Origin of the sequence: Amycolatopsis thailandensis, assembly GCF_042723255.1 — a bacterium.
GTDB classification, from domain to species: Bacteria; Actinomycetota; Actinomycetes; order Mycobacteriales; family Pseudonocardiaceae; genus Amycolatopsis; species Amycolatopsis thailandensis.
In genome coordinates, this window is sequence record NZ_JBHXJK010000007.1 from 73,857 (window position 1) to 89,748 (window position 15,892).

Below are 15,892 nucleotides of genomic sequence, written 5' to 3' on the forward strand. Positions count from 1 at the left end.
GCACCCCCCAGGAGAGGACTTCGTGATGGTCACGCGCACCGACTTCTACCTCGGCACCGGGCCGACGGCGATATGGCTCGGTTCCCTGCAGTTCGCCTGTCACCCCGACAACCTCCTCAAAGACCCCCACGGCCGCGCCGCGCTGACCGCGCGCCAACCCACTGCCTACCGGGAGGCGGTGCGGGACCTGCTGCTGATGTGGGCGGTCGGAGGACTCGGCGCGGCGCACGAGCCCCGCAACGGGTGGCCCTGGGACTGGGACACCAGCCACCGCAACGACTGGATCATCACCCACTACGACGGCGCCGCGCACATGACGGCGGGCGGCGGCGACCGCTGGCACCGCCTCGACCCCGACGACCCGTGCCCGCCGTTGCGGTGCGGCCCGCCTGACGTCGCGAGATGGCTGTGCGACCCGGGCGCGCCACCCGCGCTCCGGCTCCCGACCTTCCGCACTCCCGGCGTGACCGACCCCGCGTCCAGCTGGCAGCAGCCCTGAGCCGCCAACCCCCGTGGAAGACCGTCTCATTTCCGCGCCACCTAAACGAATCGGAGGAGAACTGATGCAAGACAGGAAGAAGCGTCTCTTGTGGACAGTGCTGGCCGTGGTCCTGCCGGGACCGTGGACCCCGGTGGTCGTGCTCGCCTATGTCCTCGACCGTGTAGCCGACCGCGACCGGGAGACCCCGCGCCACGACGAGGCCCCGCCGCCCGATCCGTACGCCTGTGTCCCGGCGCCAGAGTGCCGGACCCGCATTGCGCCGTCACGGTAAGGAGGACCTGGTGATGTCGAGCAGCACTGACTTCTACCTCGGCCGCGGCGAGGCCGCCGAGTGGATCGGCTCCCTGCACGGGGAGTGCTATCCCGAAAACTTCCTCGCCGTCGCACCCTTGCGGCTGGCGGTGACCACGACCGACGAGGCGACGTTCCGCGCGGCCATCGCCGACACCCTCGACGTGTGGGAGGAGGAACGGCTCGGCCGCGCGTACCGGAGCGAGGGCGGCTGGCCGTGGCCGTGGTACTCCAGCCACAACAGCACCTGGATCATCACCTTCGACCCCGGCGACAGCGCGGTGTTCGCCACGGTGGGCGGCGGTGTCCGCTGGCACCGCATCGACCCGCACGATCCCTGGTTCCCCGAAAGCGGGGACGACCCGCTTGGCCCACCGGACCTGTACGCGTGGTTGCGTGATCCGGCCGCGCCGCCGTCGGTGCCGATGCCGCTGATGCGGGAGAAACCCGCCGAGATGCCGATCATCGGCGGTGAGACCCGATGAGCAGCACGACGCACGACTTCTACGTCGGGCGCGGCGAGGAAGCAGATTGGCTCGGCTCGGTCCGTCTGGCCGGCTGGGACGGCCGCTGGCTCGACGAGTTCATGCGGGCCCGGTCCGTGGGCGGGTTCAGCATGCTCGTGGCGCTCTTTCTGCGCACCGCCGAGATTCATGAGGCCGGCGAGGTGACCCTCGGCAACCGTGCGTGGCCGTGGCCGTGGCCCACCAGCCACGGCACCGACTATGTCCACGTGTTCGACACCGGCGCGGTGTGGACCGCGAGACGGGGTGACCGGTGGTCGCTGCGCGCGGGCGAGTACATCCCGCCCGGACCGGACGAGACACCGCTGGTGTTCCCGGCCATGCGCGAGTACTGCGGCTACACCGGGATCGACACCGCCGACACCACCGCCCGCCGCTACGGCCCGTTGCTGGGCGACACCTACCGCCACGACCTGCCCCAGCTCGGGCTGCGGATCCTGGCCGACCTCACCGGGCCACCGGTACCCGGTGCTCCCAGCGCCCTCACCGAGCTCCGGACACAGCTGCCACCGCACCTGCGCTACGCCGTCACTGCCGACGAGACGGCGGTGGAGCTGGGATTCGAGGTCTTCGGCTACCGCGACGGCGACCCCGCCGCCGAGACCGCCGCACAGGCCTTGGCGATGCTGCCCGCCCTCTACGGATGGACCGATCCCCTTGGCGGGCCACCCCGCTTCGGCGTACGCGTCATCCTCGCCGACGACGGCCGGCACACCACGCACCCCGGTTCTGGGTGATCCGCGCGCCCGCGCGGTGCTCACCGCCCACTGACACCCACGTTCAAGCCGCAACCGTGAAGGAGATGCCATCCCATGTCACCGAACACCGCACCCGCCGACCCGGCCACCGCGCCGCGCAGCGCCGCCGAGCACTGCGCCGCCGCCGAGGCCCTCTTCACCCGCGCCCGAGAGATCTACCCGACGTTGAGCAGCCGCGCGTACGACCAGGATGAGTACCGGCGTTGCCTCGACTGGGCGCGCATGCACCTACGTCTCGCCGAGGCCATCACCGCCGGTGCCGGACTGGTCCTCACCCACCGCCACCTGCTCGCCAACCCCGACGTGCGCATGCACGCCATCTACGTCGGTGCCGAGAGTCGGCGCTGGGACGACTACTTCGAAAGCCAGCACAACCCGACCGGGAGGAACGCGTGAAGACTCCGCGTTGGTTGCGTCGTCGTGGGCGGTTGCAGCGGTCCTGCCCGCGCTGCCACGCCAAGATCGGCCGTGTCCACCACGAGCGGTGTCCCGTGGCTCGTTGTCTGGCCACCGGGCTGCAACGCACAGGCCACCACGAAGCGTGCCCGTGCCCGAGAGACACCTGGTCTGGGCGGTGGCCCGGCGCGGCCGAGTGCTTCGAGTTCGGCTGGACCTACGGCGACGGGCTCCCCGACCTCAACCGCCTGACGGCGACCGCCACCTGGGATCCGGTCGCGCACCGCTGGATCCGCCCCATCCACCGGACCTCGACCGAGCAGGAGACGACTGCCGACGGAGCGTCGCAATGATCACACTCGCAAACAGCCCAGACTCGTCCGAGGGCATCGGACGCGAACTGCTGCGCGACGCCGAGCGGCACCACCCGCGCCCTGACAGAAACCGCGATCTACCTACGGATTCCCCCAAACCTGCCCCTGAGCGGGTTTCCGCCCCGGATCAACACCTCGCCCCGGCAAGAGGGGCTCCTGGTGTTCCGGCCGACGAACAGCCGAGGCCGTGGCGGTGTGGTGCGCGACGAACCACGACACGTCTCCGGGCGACCACCCGGTGGTTGTACTTCGACCGCGACACCCTCGTCCATGTCCACCAGCGTCGAGCGCACTCACGGCGGCTACGTGCCGTGGCGGTTCGCCTCTGATCAGGATGGCAACGATCGGATCGGCTGCCAGGAACGGACCTCGCAGGGCGTCTCGGAGAAATCCGAGGGTGACGTCCCGGAAGCACACCTCCGCACAGGCTAGGCCGGGTCCTGAGACTCTGGCACACGTTCAACGCTGCAACGAGGAGGACGCACTCGTCATGCCGACCGCCGGATTCCCCTCACGCTCCGCGACGCCCACCCTCTTCGATCTCGCGGCCCGCTCGCTCACCCACGCCGGCGTGTTCGCCCTGGCCGACGATCAGCAGGCCGTCCTCGACCGCGTGCGGCGGTGCCTCGCCGATAAGGACGGGGTGAGGGCCGCGGTGGTGGTCGCCGGCGCCGCGGGCACGGGTAAGAGCGCCCTCGCGCTGACTTTGCTCGGCGAGGCCGTGCGCGCCGGCTACCGCGCCCGGCACGCGACGGGCTCGCAGGCGTTCACCACCGCGCTGCGCAAGACCGCCGGACACGGCTCCCGCCAGAATCAGAAGCTCTTCCAGTACTTCGGCACCGCCGCCGACACCGACCCGGACAGCCTGGACCTGCTGGTCTGTGATGACGCGCACCGGATGCGGGCTACCTCGAACACCCGCTACACGCCCGCCTCGCGCCGCAGCGACCGTACTCAGGCCGCACAGTTGCTCGAGGCTGCCCGTGTGGTGGTGTTCCTCCTGGACGAGGACCAGGCGATCCGCCCCGGCCAGCTCGGTACCCGCCAATACCTCGCGACCGCCGCCAGCGCTTGCGGCGCGGCCGTGCACACCATCGAACTGACGAGCCAGCACCGCCACCGCAGTGTCCGCTACGACAGCTGGGTCCGCCGGTTCCTCGGCCTCGACGACACACCCTGCCTGCCGACCTCATGGAACGCGGATGAAGAACCCGTGCCCCGGTTCGAGCTACAGGTCGCCGACAGTCCCGGCGAGATGGAGCAGCAGCTGCTGCGCGCGAGGACCGACCTCGGCGCGAGCACCCGGATGACGGCCGGGTTGTGCTGGCCGTGGAGCGAGGCGAGGCCAGGAAATCCGCTGGTCGACGACATCGTGATCGGCGACTGGCGCCGCCCGTGGAGTGTGCAGGGCCAGCGCGCGGTCAACGGGCTCCCGCCCTCGCCGTTATGGGCGATCGACCCCGCGGGCGCCGGCCAGGTCGGCAACGTCTACAGCGCGCAAGGCTTCGAGTACGACTACGGCGGCGTCATCCTCGGCCCCGACCTCCTGTGGCGCGACAACCGGTGGGTCACCGATCCCGCCGCCACCCGCGACGACACCCTCGACGGCGCGCCAGCGGCCGACGTCGACCTGTGGGTGCGCCGCACCTACCGCGTGCTGCTCACCCGCGCCAGGGCGGGCACCGTGCTCTACTCCACCGATGCCGACACCCGCGCCCTGCTGCACGACCTGATCGATACGTAGCCGACAGGTCCGCCGCTGCCACCCGTCCCATGGATACGGCTCATCGACGTTGTATAGCGACGAGACGTTGTAAGCAACGAAAGGAACAATCGCCCTGCGTTCGGGGCAGGGCACGACGCGGCCTACGGCGGCGGGAATAGGTGTCACCGCCCGTGCCGAATGGGGCGCGGCGAAGGTTCCATCCGCTTGGGAAAGCCCCACCGGTTAACACCCGGCGTCGCAGGTTATCCACAGTTCTATCGAGGCCTCGACTTACGCGCCGGAGGCAGGAAAGATCCGCGCGCAGGACCGGTTGCCCCTGGGGCGGGGCGGCGGTCCTGCGCGCGGATCCAGGCGGGCGAGCCGTCAGGCTTTCAGCGCGGGTTCGGCGTCGTTATTCGTGTTCGGGACATCGGTCTTGTCCGGGTTGATGGCGAACCGCTTCGGCGCCTCGCAGGTTTTGCGCGCGTACCCGTCGGCGACGAGCTTCTCCAGGGCGTTGTTGACCGCGCCGCCCGAACGGCTGAGGTCCTTGCCGATTTTGGCGGGCCCGAAGTCCTCGCCCGGGTGTTCGGTCAGGTACTCCTCCACCATGGCTCGCAGTCCGCCCTTGGGCAGTCGGTCCTTGTCCGGGTGGGCGGTGTCCGTGGGGTCGGCGACCGCAGGCGGTTCCGCCGAAGACGGCTCGGTCCCGGTCGTGCTGTCGGCCGGATCCTCCGGCGCGGTGTCGGGTACCGGGCTGGTGTCGTTCTCGACGTCGGCTGCCGAGCCGCCCGTGTCGTTGGTGGTGTCCGGGGCGGGGGACTCCGTGTCGTCGTCGGCGGCGTCGGACCCGGTGGTGGTGTCCTGCGCTGCCGTGGTGTCCGCGATGGTCGCGCCGTCGGTGTCGGCGGTGGTCTCCTCTGCCGCCTCGGTGCCGTCGGTGGCGTCGCTCGCTGTGGTGTCCGATCGCGTGTCCTCGGTGCCGGGTGCGGCATCGCGGGTCGACGGGGCGAGCACCCAGGTGTCGGGATTGCGCGGGCCGTCTCCGGCTGTCCGGATCGCGGTGCCGTCGCGTCCCCAGCGGGCCAGGATTTTCGCGGCGGTCGAACGGCCGACCCCGGCGGCCATCGCCAGTGCGGCGGTCGTGGAGGCGGGATTGGCGGTCAGCGCCGCCCGCACTTTGTCTTCCGTGGTGGGCGCGTTCTGCGTGCCGGGCGCATCGGACACGGCATGCAGGTGGCGGTTGCTGTCGGTGGCGTCGGGTGTCGGGGTGGTGTGGTTCTTGCGGGACATGACGGACTCCATGCGTTAGGTGTGGAATGGGAATGGTCATGCCCCGGCCGGGGCGTTTGGCCCGCCGGTGCGCATCCGGTTGTTCGGGCTACACGTCTATGGACGCTTCGTTACCGCGCTATTGTCAAGCGATCCGTCAAACAAGACACGTGTCTCCTGTGGACAGCGCTTGCTTGTTGGCTAACCGGTGACGTGTCACATGGCAACGGCAACCAGCCAAAGAAGGCTGTCACTAGTTGTGGTCGCGACGCCACGCGAGGTTTTCCCGGCGGCGGACAAGACGACGCCTGATACGCCCTCCGCTCTTGCCGTTATGGGCGCGGCCGTATCCGCGCTTGAACCCGTAGGCCCGGTAGTGACCGTCATCGAAATGGTCGTTGTCCACCTTGTGAACGCCACGGTGACGGCGACAGGCGCTCATACCCGGCATTGTCTTTCCCCTCTCAGTTGAGGCGACGCTCTGCCCGCGTGACGCCTTCGCCCAGAGGCTCGCGGTGCGCAGGATAGGGCTCGGAGTTGCCACCATTGATGCTTCCGTCAATGCGCGAAGTCAAGTCCGTCATTGACCCGTCGCCGTAAGCCCAATACGGGGCACGGCCTCATGACTGCCGCGCCCCGTAGTGGGCTTGTTGTCGCCTCGGGCACCTCTTACCTGTTGCCGGAGGGTGCTTCCGCGGGTTCGGGCTGGGGCAGTGTTCCCCAGAGCCCGATGGCGCCGACGCCTTCGGCATACACGGTGCCGCTGTCGTGGACGGCGTGGATGACTACGAGGTACCGCAGCTGATAGGGGCTGCTGGTGAACCGGTTGTAGTGGCCAGCCAGTGCGAACGCCACCCGGAACACGTCCTGGGTGATGTCCATGGTCGGTGCGTCGGCGGTGCCGTGATCGCTGTGGGGCAGGCCCGAGATCGTGATGTGGATCTGGTTCTGCGGGCCGGATTCGTCGACCGTGATCGCGAATTCCGCGTCGGCGTGGATCATGTCGTCGTCCTGGACGGCGACGAGGTCTTCGCGGATGCGGGCGGCGATGTCCCGAAGCGGCAGCTCGGCGGTGTCGCCGTAGAGGTCGCCGATGATCGCCACGGGGGCGGGTGCTGGTTCGGTCACCGGGGCGCTGGTGCCTTCTGTGGTGGTCATGTTCTGTTTCCCTTCCTTGTTTTCCGGTCACCTACGGGTGCAGGTCGTCTGTTGTGGACAGTCATGGCCCAGCTCGCGCCACGTGGGTGTGTGGGTAGCGGGCGGTGTCTCTCCGGGGTTAGCGGCGCAGGACGTTGACGCGTTCGCCGCCGATGAGGGGTTTGTCTTCTGGTCCGGCGAAGTGGTCGGCGATCCAGACGGGGCGGTGATCTTGTCGGCTCGGGTAGTACTGGTTGCGCCAGTGGCCGCGCACGACCCAGCTGTGGTGGTATTCGCGGGTGCCTGCGCCGACATCGCCCTTGGCTCGGTCGGCGGGCGTGGTGCGGGCGCGCCGGAGGTCGACGAGGCGCACGGCTGTGCCGAGGGCGGGGTCGTAGCGTTCGATGCGGCGGCGGGCGGCGCGGGGCGCGCGGGTGTGTTCGGATCGCACGAGGGTCTGGCCCAGCAGTAGCCAGGTGGTGAGGATGGTGCGCTGGAGGGCGATCTGCGCGTCGATGTCGACGGCGGAGGTTCCTTCGGTCAGCGAGCTGGGCCAGCCCTTCATGTCGGTGAACAGCATGGGGGTCAGGCCGCACCACTCGTAGCCGTGCGGTGGGGCGAACGACGGCGGAATCGGTGCGCGTTCGGCGTTACGCAGGAACGTGGCCAGGATGTGTTTGGCGCCCTGGTCGACGGCGTCGTCGTGGCTGGCGGGCTTGTTGTCCGATGCGGGTAGCGGCAGGTTCATCGCGGCGGCTTTCCGCATCTGCGACAGGGCGTAGTCGCGGGGCAGGCGGGCGAGTCCGCGTCCCACCTCGACCGCTGGTGGCTCCGGGTCGGGCACAGTGCCCCAGGCTTGGACCCACAAGCCGCCACGGCCCGGGCCCCACGAGACAACAGAGACGGCGTCGTGCCGGGCGCTCGCGGTCTGGGCGACGGGCGGGTGCTCATAGACCAGGAAGCCCACCGGTGCGGGCAGGTCTTCGGGATGGAGGCGATAGTCGGCCAGGGTGCTTGCGGCGTGGCTCGCGAGGTCGGTCAGGTTGGCGGAGACGTAGAACAGCTCGGCGGCGGGAATCTGGGCGCGGAGCGTGTCCGTGATCGTGGCGCCGACGTCGTCCAGCGGCGGGAACGCGGGCTCTCCCGCCGAGTCCTCGGGCCGGGGGCCGACGAAGAACCGGAACCAGTTGCCCGCACCGTCCGTTCCGGGGTCCCGGGCCCATTCGGTCATCCGGGCCCGGATCTCGGGAACGTCGTACGCGGTGACCACCGAAGCCATCGGAGGTCACCGCCCCGGTTCGGTGGCTGATGCCGCCAGCGCGGTCTCGATGTTCCGCCGCAGGCTCGACGGGGCGCCGGGATGATCGGTCAGGTACACCAGCATGTGCGGAACCGGAGCAGGGGCGGCGTCGAGTGCCAGCGAGGCCAGGGCGTCGGGATGCCGTTGGTGCAGTTCGCCGATCGCCGTCGGTGCCAGGGGGTACCAGAGATCGCGGATCTCGTAACGGCCGTCGTTCCCGGGACGGATCACGCGCGAAGGGGATTCGTCGTCCCCGCCTCCCAGGGCGTCGTGGATTTCCAGGACGTCCCCGGACCAGGTGAAGCGGTACTGGGCGGGGCCGTAGTACGACTCCAGATAAATCCCGATCCAGCGCGCGACGGCAGGGCGGCATCGCAAGCCGATTTCGGCGTCGCACGTCAGGTTGTGCAGGGTGGGGAAGCGGGCACGATCGCCAATGACGCCAGGTGGCGACTCGTCGGCGGGGATGATGCCGGGGAATGCCGGTTTATAGGGCATCGCGACCCACACTTCTTTGTCCGGCAACCCCGGAAATGCTTTGCTGTGGCTATGAACGGCAGCGTGGTTTAACCCCATGGATGAGACATCCCCTTTGGTAGCGCCTGCGCTTAATTCGCGCTATGACATGTCCAGGGACGCTCCATGCATGTCGGTATGTCAAGCGTTGTATAGGTTTTGCCTCGGCAACCCCGGGATAGGGCGAGGCGTTCTGGAATGCGCGACCGGCGACGAGCTGTACATCGTCACCAACAACTAGTCTGCAATCTGGAGAAATCTCGGCGGCGCCTGTCGTCCGGTGCGTGCCTGGACGACAGGCGCTTCCTTGCGGCTAGCCGTTGCTAGAGATTGGTGTTGCCTACGTTCGCGTACTCGCGACGTGGGCAGCGCCTTCCATGCCGCTGTACCTTTTGTCCTTTCCTGATTGAGGTGATCATTTGGTTGCCCTTCCTGCGGCTTCCGTTGTTGTTGATCGCTGGCTTTGGTGCCGTGGGTGATTACGGTGGCGAGGTGCCGTTGGGCGTCGGGGCGTTCGAGTGCGTGTAGTAGTGCTGTGCCGCGTCGGGTGGGACGCATGGGTTGTGCGGGTGGTGGCGCGGTGGTAGAGCGCTGCGCCGATGTTGGTTTCGAGGCGTTGCAGCTGCCGGACGAGGGTGGCTTGGTTGACGCTTGGATCGTGAGCCGGTACCCGGGGTCGCTGAGGTCGTTACTCACAACCTGGCCGATCGCCGCGCTGATCTCAGCAGGATGGAGTTTCGTTTCGATCGTGGCAGCACCGTTCCTGCCGCTTCGGCGGGAAGCCGGTGAGGGGAGCTGTGGCCCGCCTTGGTCCGGAACCGGAACTTCCGGAACTCCGGGCGGCACTAGCTCGACATCGCGGCTCCTGGCGCGCACGATGACACCCCGGCATTTGGTGAGGAGGTAACCGTCGTGACTGGTTCGGAGGACACCGCGCCGGAGGAGTTCGGGTGGATACTCAATCGCCTCCGGCGCCAGGCCGGGCTGACGCAGGAGGAACTGGCCGACCGGGCGGGCCTCAGCGCCAGAGGCATCCGCGCGCTGGAGCGCGGCGGGCGGCCACCCCGCGCGTTCACCCTGCGCAGCCTCGTCGAGGCACTCGAACTGTCCACCCAGGACCGGGATCGGATGATCGGCGCTGCAGGCCGCGTCCGGCGCCCAGGCTTGCACGAAGGCCCGGATCCCGATCGAGGCATGCCGCTCGGGCGCGACGCGGAACTCCGGTCGATCCTTGCGCACTTGGCAGGGAAGACGGTCCGCCAAGTGCTCCTGCTTACCGGCCCACCGGGGATCGGGAAGACCCAGCTGCTCCAGGAGGCAACCCGGCTGGCCCGGATGTCCGACGTGCCGGTCCTCTCCGGGGCATGCCACCGCTTCGGCGGACACGCCGGCGCTCCGCTGTTCCCCACGCTGGCCGCTGCCGACCAGGGGGGGTCCGACGCCGACACTGCGGCCGTCAGGGTGGACCGGCTAGCTCGCCGCGGCCACGTGCTGCTGGTCCTCGATGACCTGCAGTGGATCACCGATGAGGGGCTGGCCACGCTCGCGTCCGTCGTCCGGGAGAGCCGGAGAGTGCGGGTGCTCGCCGCGTACCGGGGGACCGAGGTCGGGGTCGGTCACCCGTTGTCCGGCTTCGTGTCCGAACTGGTGGGCGCGGACGCGGTCACCCACGTCGGCGTCGGTCCGCTCACTCCCTCGGCCGCCGAGGCTGTGCTGGACCGCGCGACCGGTGGCGCTGAGGTGCTCGCGCCCGGCCGGATCCGCGCGCTGCGCGTCGCCGGGGGTGTCCCGCTGTACCTGGAGCACCTGGGCCGAGCGCTGGCGAGCATGTCCGACGCATGGTCCGACGAGCTGCCGTGGGAGCTCGTCCACGTCGTGCGGGACCGGATCATGGCCCTGCCCGCACAGACGGTCGCCGCGCTCGACGTGCTCGCCGCCGGGACCTCCGTGGACCCCGTCACCCTCCCCGGTGACGACGACCTCGCTCCGGCGATCGCCGCCGGGCTCGTCCGTGACGACGGCGACGGGGCACGCCTCGTCGACGAGGTGGTCGCCCGCGTGCTGCGGGACGGGCTGGCCACCGGACGCCGGTGTGAGGTGGACCGGGGGCTGGTCCCGGCGGTGGTGCACGAGCGGCGCGACGCCAAGAGCCTGGCTCAGGTGCGCACGTCCACCGCGTCCGACCTGTACGGCTTGGGCCGGTTCGCGGAGTCGGCGCGCGAGGCTGATCTCGCGGTCGGCCCGGCCGCGGCCTCCGACGACCTCTCCGTGCTGGCATCTGCCTATCTGTGGCGGGGGCTGGCGGGGCGCATGATCGGGCGAGGCTCCGCGGCGATCGCCGACCTGCACGCCGCCGAGTCGCTCGCCGTGCGCCAGGCCGACGACTCGCTGGCCGGGCACGCTCGCACCGGGCTGGCCATCTCACACTTCTACGCGGGACGCTTGCGGCAGGCGGACCGGTACTTCCGGCAGGTGCTCGACGAGGCCCGTCGTGCTGGTGACCGCGCCCTCGTCGCCCGCACCGAGGGCAACCTGGCGGTCTGTGCGTACTGCTTCGGGGACTGGGGCCCCGCGCTGGACCAGTACGCGCGGGCCATCGAGGTGGGCTCGGCGACGTCGCGGTGGGCGGAGGCATGGGCCCGGCTCAACCGCGTCGAGATGCTGATCCTCGCCCATCGCTTCGACGAGGCGCGGGCTGACCTGCGCCTCGTCGTCGCCCTCCCCCAGGAACTCGACATCGTCCGGCGCGCGACCACCGCACGTGCGGTGCTGGAGGTCCGGGCGGGCCGCCCGCAGAACGCTCTGCGGTATCTGGGACCGCTGCTCGACCGCGACCCCGTCCCGGAGTGGTATGTCACCGAGATGCTGCCGACCGTCGCCGCAGCCCACCTGGCCGCGGGTGACCTGAACCGCGCCAGCGCCGTCGCGTCCTCCGCCGTTCTGCGGTCCCGGGCTGCGGTGCACGTACCCGGACTGGTGGACGCGCTGCGCGTCGCGGCCGTGGTGGACGCGCACCGGGGTGCCCACGCCCGGTCGCGGTCGCTGGTCGACGAGGCGCTGGGCATCACCGAGGTAGCCGGGTCACCCGTGTTCGAGTTGCACGCGCGTGAAGCGCTGGCCGAAGTGGAGCGGGTGTGCGGGCGCGGCACCGACCCCGGCCGAGCCGATGCCGCAGTGATCCGCCTGCGCGCCGACCTGGCCTCCGCGCTGCCCGAGATCGCCGTCGAGGTTCGATAAGTCCGGCCGCGATGCCCGTCGTTCCTGGCGACGGGCGTGCGCGCCGACACCAACGGACCCGGTCCGCCACAGCGATCCCCGCACCCGTTCCGGGCCGTCATGTGTTCAACAGTGATCAGCAGCAGCGGCAATCCAGGTCGGCGAGGCCGCCGAGACCGTCGGGGACTCCCAAACGATCAGGACTCCCCGCGCCACCACCGTTCAGCCGAACTGCAGTCCGTGCCTGAACATCTGGGCACGAACGTCACCGCCCCGTCCAGCACCGACACCTGACCGGAGAAGATATGCGCGCTGTGTTGCCGTCACCTTGAACCGTAATCCGGGTCGCAGGGGCCCACTATTCGGTGATCGGTGTGGAGAAGTCCCGGCGGGAGTTGCGTCATCCCGCCGGGACTTCAGTCAGCTCGCCTACCGCGAGTAGACCGAGGACACTCCGGAGGAGTTCTGCGGGGTGGCGGCCATCGATCCGGCGTATCCACCGAACCACTGGTTCACCAGCCCAGCCTCCCGCGAGTCAGGGTAGGGGTTGCGGCAGCCCGTACCCGCGCTGCCGCCGGACATCAGCTGCGAGCAGACGCCGTTGTAGTTGTCGCGGAGGCCGAGTCCGTGGCCCATCTCGTGGGACACGATCCGCAACGAGGAGTTGCCGCGGGCGATGTCCTGGCGGTCGATGTAGATCGTGGCGCACCCGAGGCCGCACATGTACGCGCGCGAGCCGCCGCCGGACGTGCCCGAGATCCTGATCGACCCGTTGCCGCTGCGGACCAGCCGCAGGTTGGGCACGCTGCGATTCCAGATCGCGGCTGCCTGGTCCGCTTCGCCGCCATAGGCCGACGCGCTGTAGTACACGGTCCTGGCCGCGGCGGCGGCAGGCGCTGGTGCGGTCGCCGTCGGCACCGCCGCGGTCGCCGTCGGCACTGCGACCAGGCCGAACAGGAGCGGAACACTTACTGCGAGGGCGCGCAAGAACTTTCGGGGAGACATGGGACTCCTTCGGGTTGCAGGGAAGGGATCACTCAGGTGCCTGAGTTCCACATAGGAGGTTCCTGAGTTCTAAATCGAATACGAATGTTCGTCTTGCCTTTCTGGTGGGGGTAGCCCGATCGTGCTACTCGTCCCCGGGGTCGACAAGGCCTTCACCGCAACAACTCCCAGCAGTTCCGGAGAACGACCGGAAATTCCTGATGCCGGGATCAAGCTGCCCACCGCCGCTGCCACATCCTGTCGGTCTCGGGCCGGTCGATCATTGACGCGTTGATCGCCGGTGAACGCGACCCGAACGTGCTCGCCGACCACACCCAGGGAAGTCGAACCGACTCTCCTCCTATGTGGACTCACGGTATCCATGCGCCACTCACAGTGCTCTTCCTCAGCCCGCCGTGTTGGGTCAGAAACACCCGTTACGTGGCCAGCCCACGGAACGACTGGGCTACCTGCAGCAACAGCATCCAGACGCGGAGGGAAACCCGAGTAGTGACGCCGCCCGTGATGCGAACGGAACTACGCCACGGAGAAGATTTGCCGTCACTGGACTGGACCGACCCCACTGTCGCTCCCTGACCTCCGGGAACTTCAACTGCGACACAGACAACGGGCACGGCCCTTCGACTGCACGGCGTGTAAGAACGCGCACTGTAGCGAAGTAGCCTGGGAAACTTTCCACGACATCTGATCAAGAGATAAGACACATATCATTTAGGTGTGGAACATGTCATGTTCCTCCGGAAAGTACAATGAATTTTCCTTCATGGTGCGGGTCGTGTGGCACCGGCGTAGTCGTCGTGGGGACGGCGATATTCGTCGATTTGAACAGGCTGGCCGAAGGTTGGGGCGTTCACCATCTTTCCCTGCCCGATATAGATCCCTACGTGCCGGATTTTCGAAGGTTGGCCGTAGAAGACGAGGTCGCCTGGCAGCAGAGCCCTGTCGGGTACTCGTGGTCCGGCGTGGTATTGGGTGTGCGCGGTTCGGGGAAGGGAGATTCCGGCCGCGTTGTAGGCGGCTTTGGTCAGGCCTGAGCAGTCGAATCCGCTGTCGCCGTTCAACGGACCGTTGCCGCCCCACACGTACGGCAGCCCGCGTTGCCCGCACGCGTAGTTGATCGCGGTCATCGCGGCGGCGTTCGGCGCCTGGATGTTGTCGCAGTCACCAGTTCCGGCCATCGCGGACGAGGGCTGACAGCGGACCCCGGAGACCGCGACGACGATCGCGCGCGCCGTGTCCTCGTGTTGGGCGTAGGTGTTGGGAAATCCTGAGCCCTGCACGGTTTGTGCGGCGTCGTTGACGGTCATGGACTGCCAGTCCGGTGTGGCGGTGAGGCGTTCGAAGAACTTGGTCGCGGCGTAAGTCGGGGTGGTGATCTGTTGCGGGCTGCCCCAGCCCATCGAGGGGCGTTGCTGGAAAAGTCCGAGGGAGTCGCGGTCGCCGTAGCGCAGGTTGCGGAGCTTGGATTCCTGCATCGCGGCGGCGATCGCGACCACCCAGCCCGGTTCGGGCACGCGCATCTGTGTGCCGACCGCGACGATGGTGGCGGCGTTGCCCATCTGCTCGGCGGTCAGGCCCGCAACGGTGCCGGTCGGTGTCCCGTCGGGCGTGCAGATCAGCGAACTCGTGCCGTTGCCGCCGGTCAACGTGCTGACGATGCCGGCTATTCCGGTGCCGATGAGCAACGGGATGGCGAGGACCACTGCGGCGACGGCGGCGCCGAGTTTGCTTCCCATGGCTGGATCACGCTCCTTTCACAGCGACAAGACTTGTTTCGGGCGAGTTGGCGCTCCCGGGTCAGTGCTCGCCGCGCGCGATCCGGTTCGGCGTCGCCCGCGGCGGGAACGGACTCGGTGGTGGCAGCCGGTACGGCGAGGCCGCTGCCGCGGCGTCGCCGCTCTCGCTGTCTTCGGTGCCGGGGCCGGCCGGTGGCGCCAGGCCGGGCCAGGCGTCGGCGAGGTCGGCGAGGCTGTAGCGCGGGCCGGTGCGGCTGACGCGCGCGGAGGTCAGTGGCAGCCAGACCGCCTCGGCGGGGCTGGGATGCGGTGCGGCGGGGTCGAGCAGGTCGGCCGCGGCGGTGGCCACGGGCACCGTGTGAGGGTCGTCGAGTCCGGCGTGCACCCGGGCTAAGGCGGTGCGGGCTCCGGCTTCACGCCGGGTGGTCGGGAGCCACACCAGCACCGGTGTCGCGATCCCGGTCGACTCGGCCAGCCGCGCGTATCCGGCCAGCTTGCGTCCGACCTTGGTCAGGGACTCGGTGCCGGTGTCGAATTCGAGAAACCACTCCACCTCGCGTGTGGAGCCGGGGTGGCGGGTGCGCCAGCGGCCGTAGCCGTCCGGGATGACGAGGTCGCCGAAGTGGCGGGCGCAGCGGGCTTCCGACCACCACGCCACGAGCGCCTCATCTGCCCGGCTGTGGCGGGGGCGGGCGATCAGGGAGGTGAAGAAGTCGTTGACGCCGACGGTGTGGGCGAGGCGCTGGTTGTGGGCGATGGCCATGGCGCGGTCGTGCCGGTAGCCGAGTTCTTTAACCTCGAGTCCGTGTTCGGCGGCGAGCACGGCGGCGCCGGCCGGGCCGAGGACGTAGTGCATGGGTGCGGAGCCGAGTTGCTGGAAGGGCTGGAACCGCGATACCGCGCGCCAGAGGTAGAGATCCCGTATCCGCTGGCGTGCCGAGCGGCCGGACGGGAAGGCGGTGTCCTGGATCTGGAAGCTCGTCAGGACCCGGTGTTCGTGCAGCAGAGCGAGTAGCCATTTGTCGCGGGCGGTGAGGCGGGAGGCGAGCATGGCTTGGTGCTCAACGGAACTGGCGGCGCGGGCGGTGTGACGTCCGGGCAGGTGATCTCGCAAGGTGTGCTGGCGGGTGGTGGTCGTGATCAACGGGCACTCCCGTGGT

At 69.1% G+C, this 15,892-nt stretch carries 16 protein-coding genes; 9 read left to right on the forward strand and 7 right to left on the reverse strand.

The window, feature by feature from the left end; translation table 11 throughout:
• The first annotated feature begins 25 nt into the window (after positions 1-25).
• The 8 genes from ACFWMR_RS04680 (at position 26) to ACFWMR_RS04715 (ending at position 4,589) form a co-directional block, all read left to right on the forward strand.
• Entirely contained in the window at positions 26-499 is a 474-nt protein-coding gene (locus ACFWMR_RS04680; RefSeq protein WP_378377011.1) for a hypothetical protein, read from the forward strand.
• 64 nt (positions 500-563) lie between these two features.
• Positions 564-773, forward strand: a complete 210-nt coding sequence (locus tag ACFWMR_RS04685) for a hypothetical protein (protein ID WP_378377013.1) — start codon at positions 564-566, stop codon at positions 771-773.
• Positions 774-786: 13 nt separating this feature from the next.
• Positions 787-1,278: a hypothetical protein gene (locus ACFWMR_RS04690; RefSeq protein WP_378377015.1), complete on the forward strand. Its 492-nt coding sequence runs from the start codon at positions 787-789 to the stop codon at positions 1,276-1,278.
• Positions 1,275-2,054 carry a hypothetical protein gene (locus ACFWMR_RS04695; protein ID WP_378377017.1) on the forward strand — a complete coding sequence of 260 codons (780 nt, stop codon included), beginning with the start codon at positions 1,275-1,277 and terminating at the stop codon, positions 2,052-2,054. The genes ACFWMR_RS04690 and ACFWMR_RS04695 overlap by 4 nt, the downstream gene beginning before the upstream one ends.
• Before the next feature lie 75 nt (positions 2,055-2,129).
• Positions 2,130-2,471 carry a hypothetical protein gene (locus ACFWMR_RS04700; protein WP_378377019.1) on the forward strand — a complete coding sequence of 114 codons (342 nt, stop codon included), beginning with the start codon at positions 2,130-2,132 and terminating at the stop codon, positions 2,469-2,471.
• Complete coding sequence (locus tag ACFWMR_RS04705; RefSeq protein ID WP_378377021.1) at positions 2,468-2,824, forward strand: hypothetical protein; 357 nt, start codon at positions 2,468-2,470, stop codon at positions 2,822-2,824. Before ACFWMR_RS04700 ends, ACFWMR_RS04705 begins: the two co-directional genes overlap by 4 nt.
• A 291-nt stretch (positions 2,825-3,115) precedes the next feature.
• Complete coding sequence (locus ACFWMR_RS04710; protein ID WP_378377023.1) at positions 3,116-3,277, forward strand: hypothetical protein; 162 nt, start codon at positions 3,116-3,118, stop codon at positions 3,275-3,277.
• Between the two features lie 58 nt (positions 3,278-3,335).
• The gene (locus tag ACFWMR_RS04715; RefSeq protein ID WP_378377025.1) at positions 3,336-4,589 is read left to right on the forward strand and encodes a DNA/RNA helicase domain-containing protein; all 1,254 of its coding nucleotides are present in this window, start codon (positions 3,336-3,338) and stop codon (positions 4,587-4,589) included.
• Between the two features lie 345 nt (positions 4,590-4,934).
• Here ACFWMR_RS04715 and ACFWMR_RS04720 read toward each other — a convergent pair whose 3' ends face one another.
• The 4 genes from ACFWMR_RS04720 to ACFWMR_RS04735 form a co-directional block, all read right to left on the reverse strand.
• Complete coding sequence (locus tag ACFWMR_RS04720; protein WP_378377027.1) at positions 4,935-5,843, reverse strand: hypothetical protein; 909 nt, start codon at positions 5,841-5,843, stop codon at positions 4,935-4,937.
• Between the two features lie 648 nt (positions 5,844-6,491).
• Positions 6,492-6,980, reverse strand: coding sequence for a hypothetical protein (locus ACFWMR_RS04725; RefSeq protein WP_378377029.1), 489 nt, complete (start codon positions 6,978-6,980; stop codon positions 6,492-6,494).
• Positions 6,981-7,098: 118 nt separating this feature from the next.
• A complete protein-coding gene (locus ACFWMR_RS04730; protein WP_378377031.1) occupies positions 7,099-8,238 on the reverse strand; it encodes a hypothetical protein in 1,140 nt (379 codons plus the stop codon).
• Positions 8,239-8,244: 6 nt separating this feature from the next.
• Positions 8,245-8,757, reverse strand: a complete 513-nt coding sequence (locus ACFWMR_RS04735; protein WP_378377032.1) for a hypothetical protein — start codon at positions 8,755-8,757, stop codon at positions 8,245-8,247.
• 930 nt (positions 8,758-9,687) lie between these two features.
• On the opposite strand from ACFWMR_RS04735, the gene ACFWMR_RS04740 reads away from it, so the two are divergent.
• The gene (locus tag ACFWMR_RS04740) at positions 9,688-12,012 is read left to right on the forward strand and encodes an AAA family ATPase (protein ID WP_378377034.1); all 2,325 of its coding nucleotides are present in this window, start codon (positions 9,688-9,690) and stop codon (positions 12,010-12,012) included.
• Between the two features lie 408 nt (positions 12,013-12,420).
• Here the strand turns inward: ACFWMR_RS04740 and ACFWMR_RS04745 are convergent, their stop codons facing one another.
• The 3 genes from ACFWMR_RS04745 to ACFWMR_RS04755 form a co-directional block, all read right to left on the reverse strand.
• On the reverse strand, positions 12,421-12,996 hold the full coding sequence (locus tag ACFWMR_RS04745; RefSeq protein ID WP_378377036.1) for a snapalysin family zinc-dependent metalloprotease: 576 nt from the start codon (positions 12,994-12,996) through the stop codon (positions 12,421-12,423).
• 761 nt (positions 12,997-13,757) lie between these two features.
• Positions 13,758-14,732, reverse strand: a complete 975-nt coding sequence (locus ACFWMR_RS04750) for a C40 family peptidase (RefSeq protein WP_378377038.1) — start codon at positions 14,730-14,732, stop codon at positions 13,758-13,760.
• A gap of 61 nt (positions 14,733-14,793) precedes the next feature.
• A complete protein-coding gene (locus ACFWMR_RS04755; RefSeq protein ID WP_378377040.1) occupies positions 14,794-15,876 on the reverse strand; it encodes a replication-relaxation family protein in 1,083 nt (360 codons plus the stop codon).
• Positions 15,877-15,892 lie beyond the last annotated feature (16 nt).

Excerpts from the sequence above, each read along its gene's own strand:
- ACFWMR_RS04680 (WP_378377011.1), top strand. The coding sequence starts at position 26 with ATGGTCACGCGCACCGACTTCTACCTCGGCACCGGGCCGACGGCGATA.
- ACFWMR_RS04685 (WP_378377013.1), top strand. The coding sequence starts at position 564 with ATGCAAGACAGGAAGAAGCGTCTCTTGTGGACAGTGCTGGCCGTGGTC.
- ACFWMR_RS04690 (WP_378377015.1), top strand. The coding sequence starts at position 787 with ATGTCGAGCAGCACTGACTTCTACCTCGGCCGCGGCGAGGCCGCCGAG.
- ACFWMR_RS04695 (WP_378377017.1), top strand. The coding sequence starts at position 1,275 with ATGAGCAGCACGACGCACGACTTCTACGTCGGGCGCGGCGAGGAAGCA.
- ACFWMR_RS04700 (WP_378377019.1), top strand. The coding sequence starts at position 2,130 with ATGTCACCGAACACCGCACCCGCCGACCCGGCCACCGCGCCGCGCAGC.
- ACFWMR_RS04710 (WP_378377023.1), top strand. The coding sequence starts at position 3,116 with ATGTCCACCAGCGTCGAGCGCACTCACGGCGGCTACGTGCCGTGGCGG.
- ACFWMR_RS04715 (WP_378377025.1), top strand. The coding sequence starts at position 3,336 with ATGCCGACCGCCGGATTCCCCTCACGCTCCGCGACGCCCACCCTCTTC.
- ACFWMR_RS04720 (WP_378377027.1), bottom strand. The coding sequence starts at position 5,843 with ATGTCCCGCAAGAACCACACCACCCCGACACCCGACGCCACCGACAGC.
- ACFWMR_RS04725 (WP_378377029.1), bottom strand. The coding sequence starts at position 6,980 with ATGACCACCACAGAAGGCACCAGCGCCCCGGTGACCGAACCAGCACCC.
- ACFWMR_RS04730 (WP_378377031.1), bottom strand. The coding sequence starts at position 8,238 with ATGGCTTCGGTGGTCACCGCGTACGACGTTCCCGAGATCCGGGCCCGG.
- ACFWMR_RS04735 (WP_378377032.1), bottom strand. The coding sequence starts at position 8,757 with ATGCCCTATAAACCGGCATTCCCCGGCATCATCCCCGCCGACGAGTCG.
- ACFWMR_RS04745 (WP_378377036.1), bottom strand. The coding sequence starts at position 12,996 with ATGTCTCCCCGAAAGTTCTTGCGCGCCCTCGCAGTAAGTGTTCCGCTC.
- ACFWMR_RS04750 (WP_378377038.1), bottom strand. The coding sequence starts at position 14,732 with ATGGGAAGCAAACTCGGCGCCGCCGTCGCCGCAGTGGTCCTCGCCATC.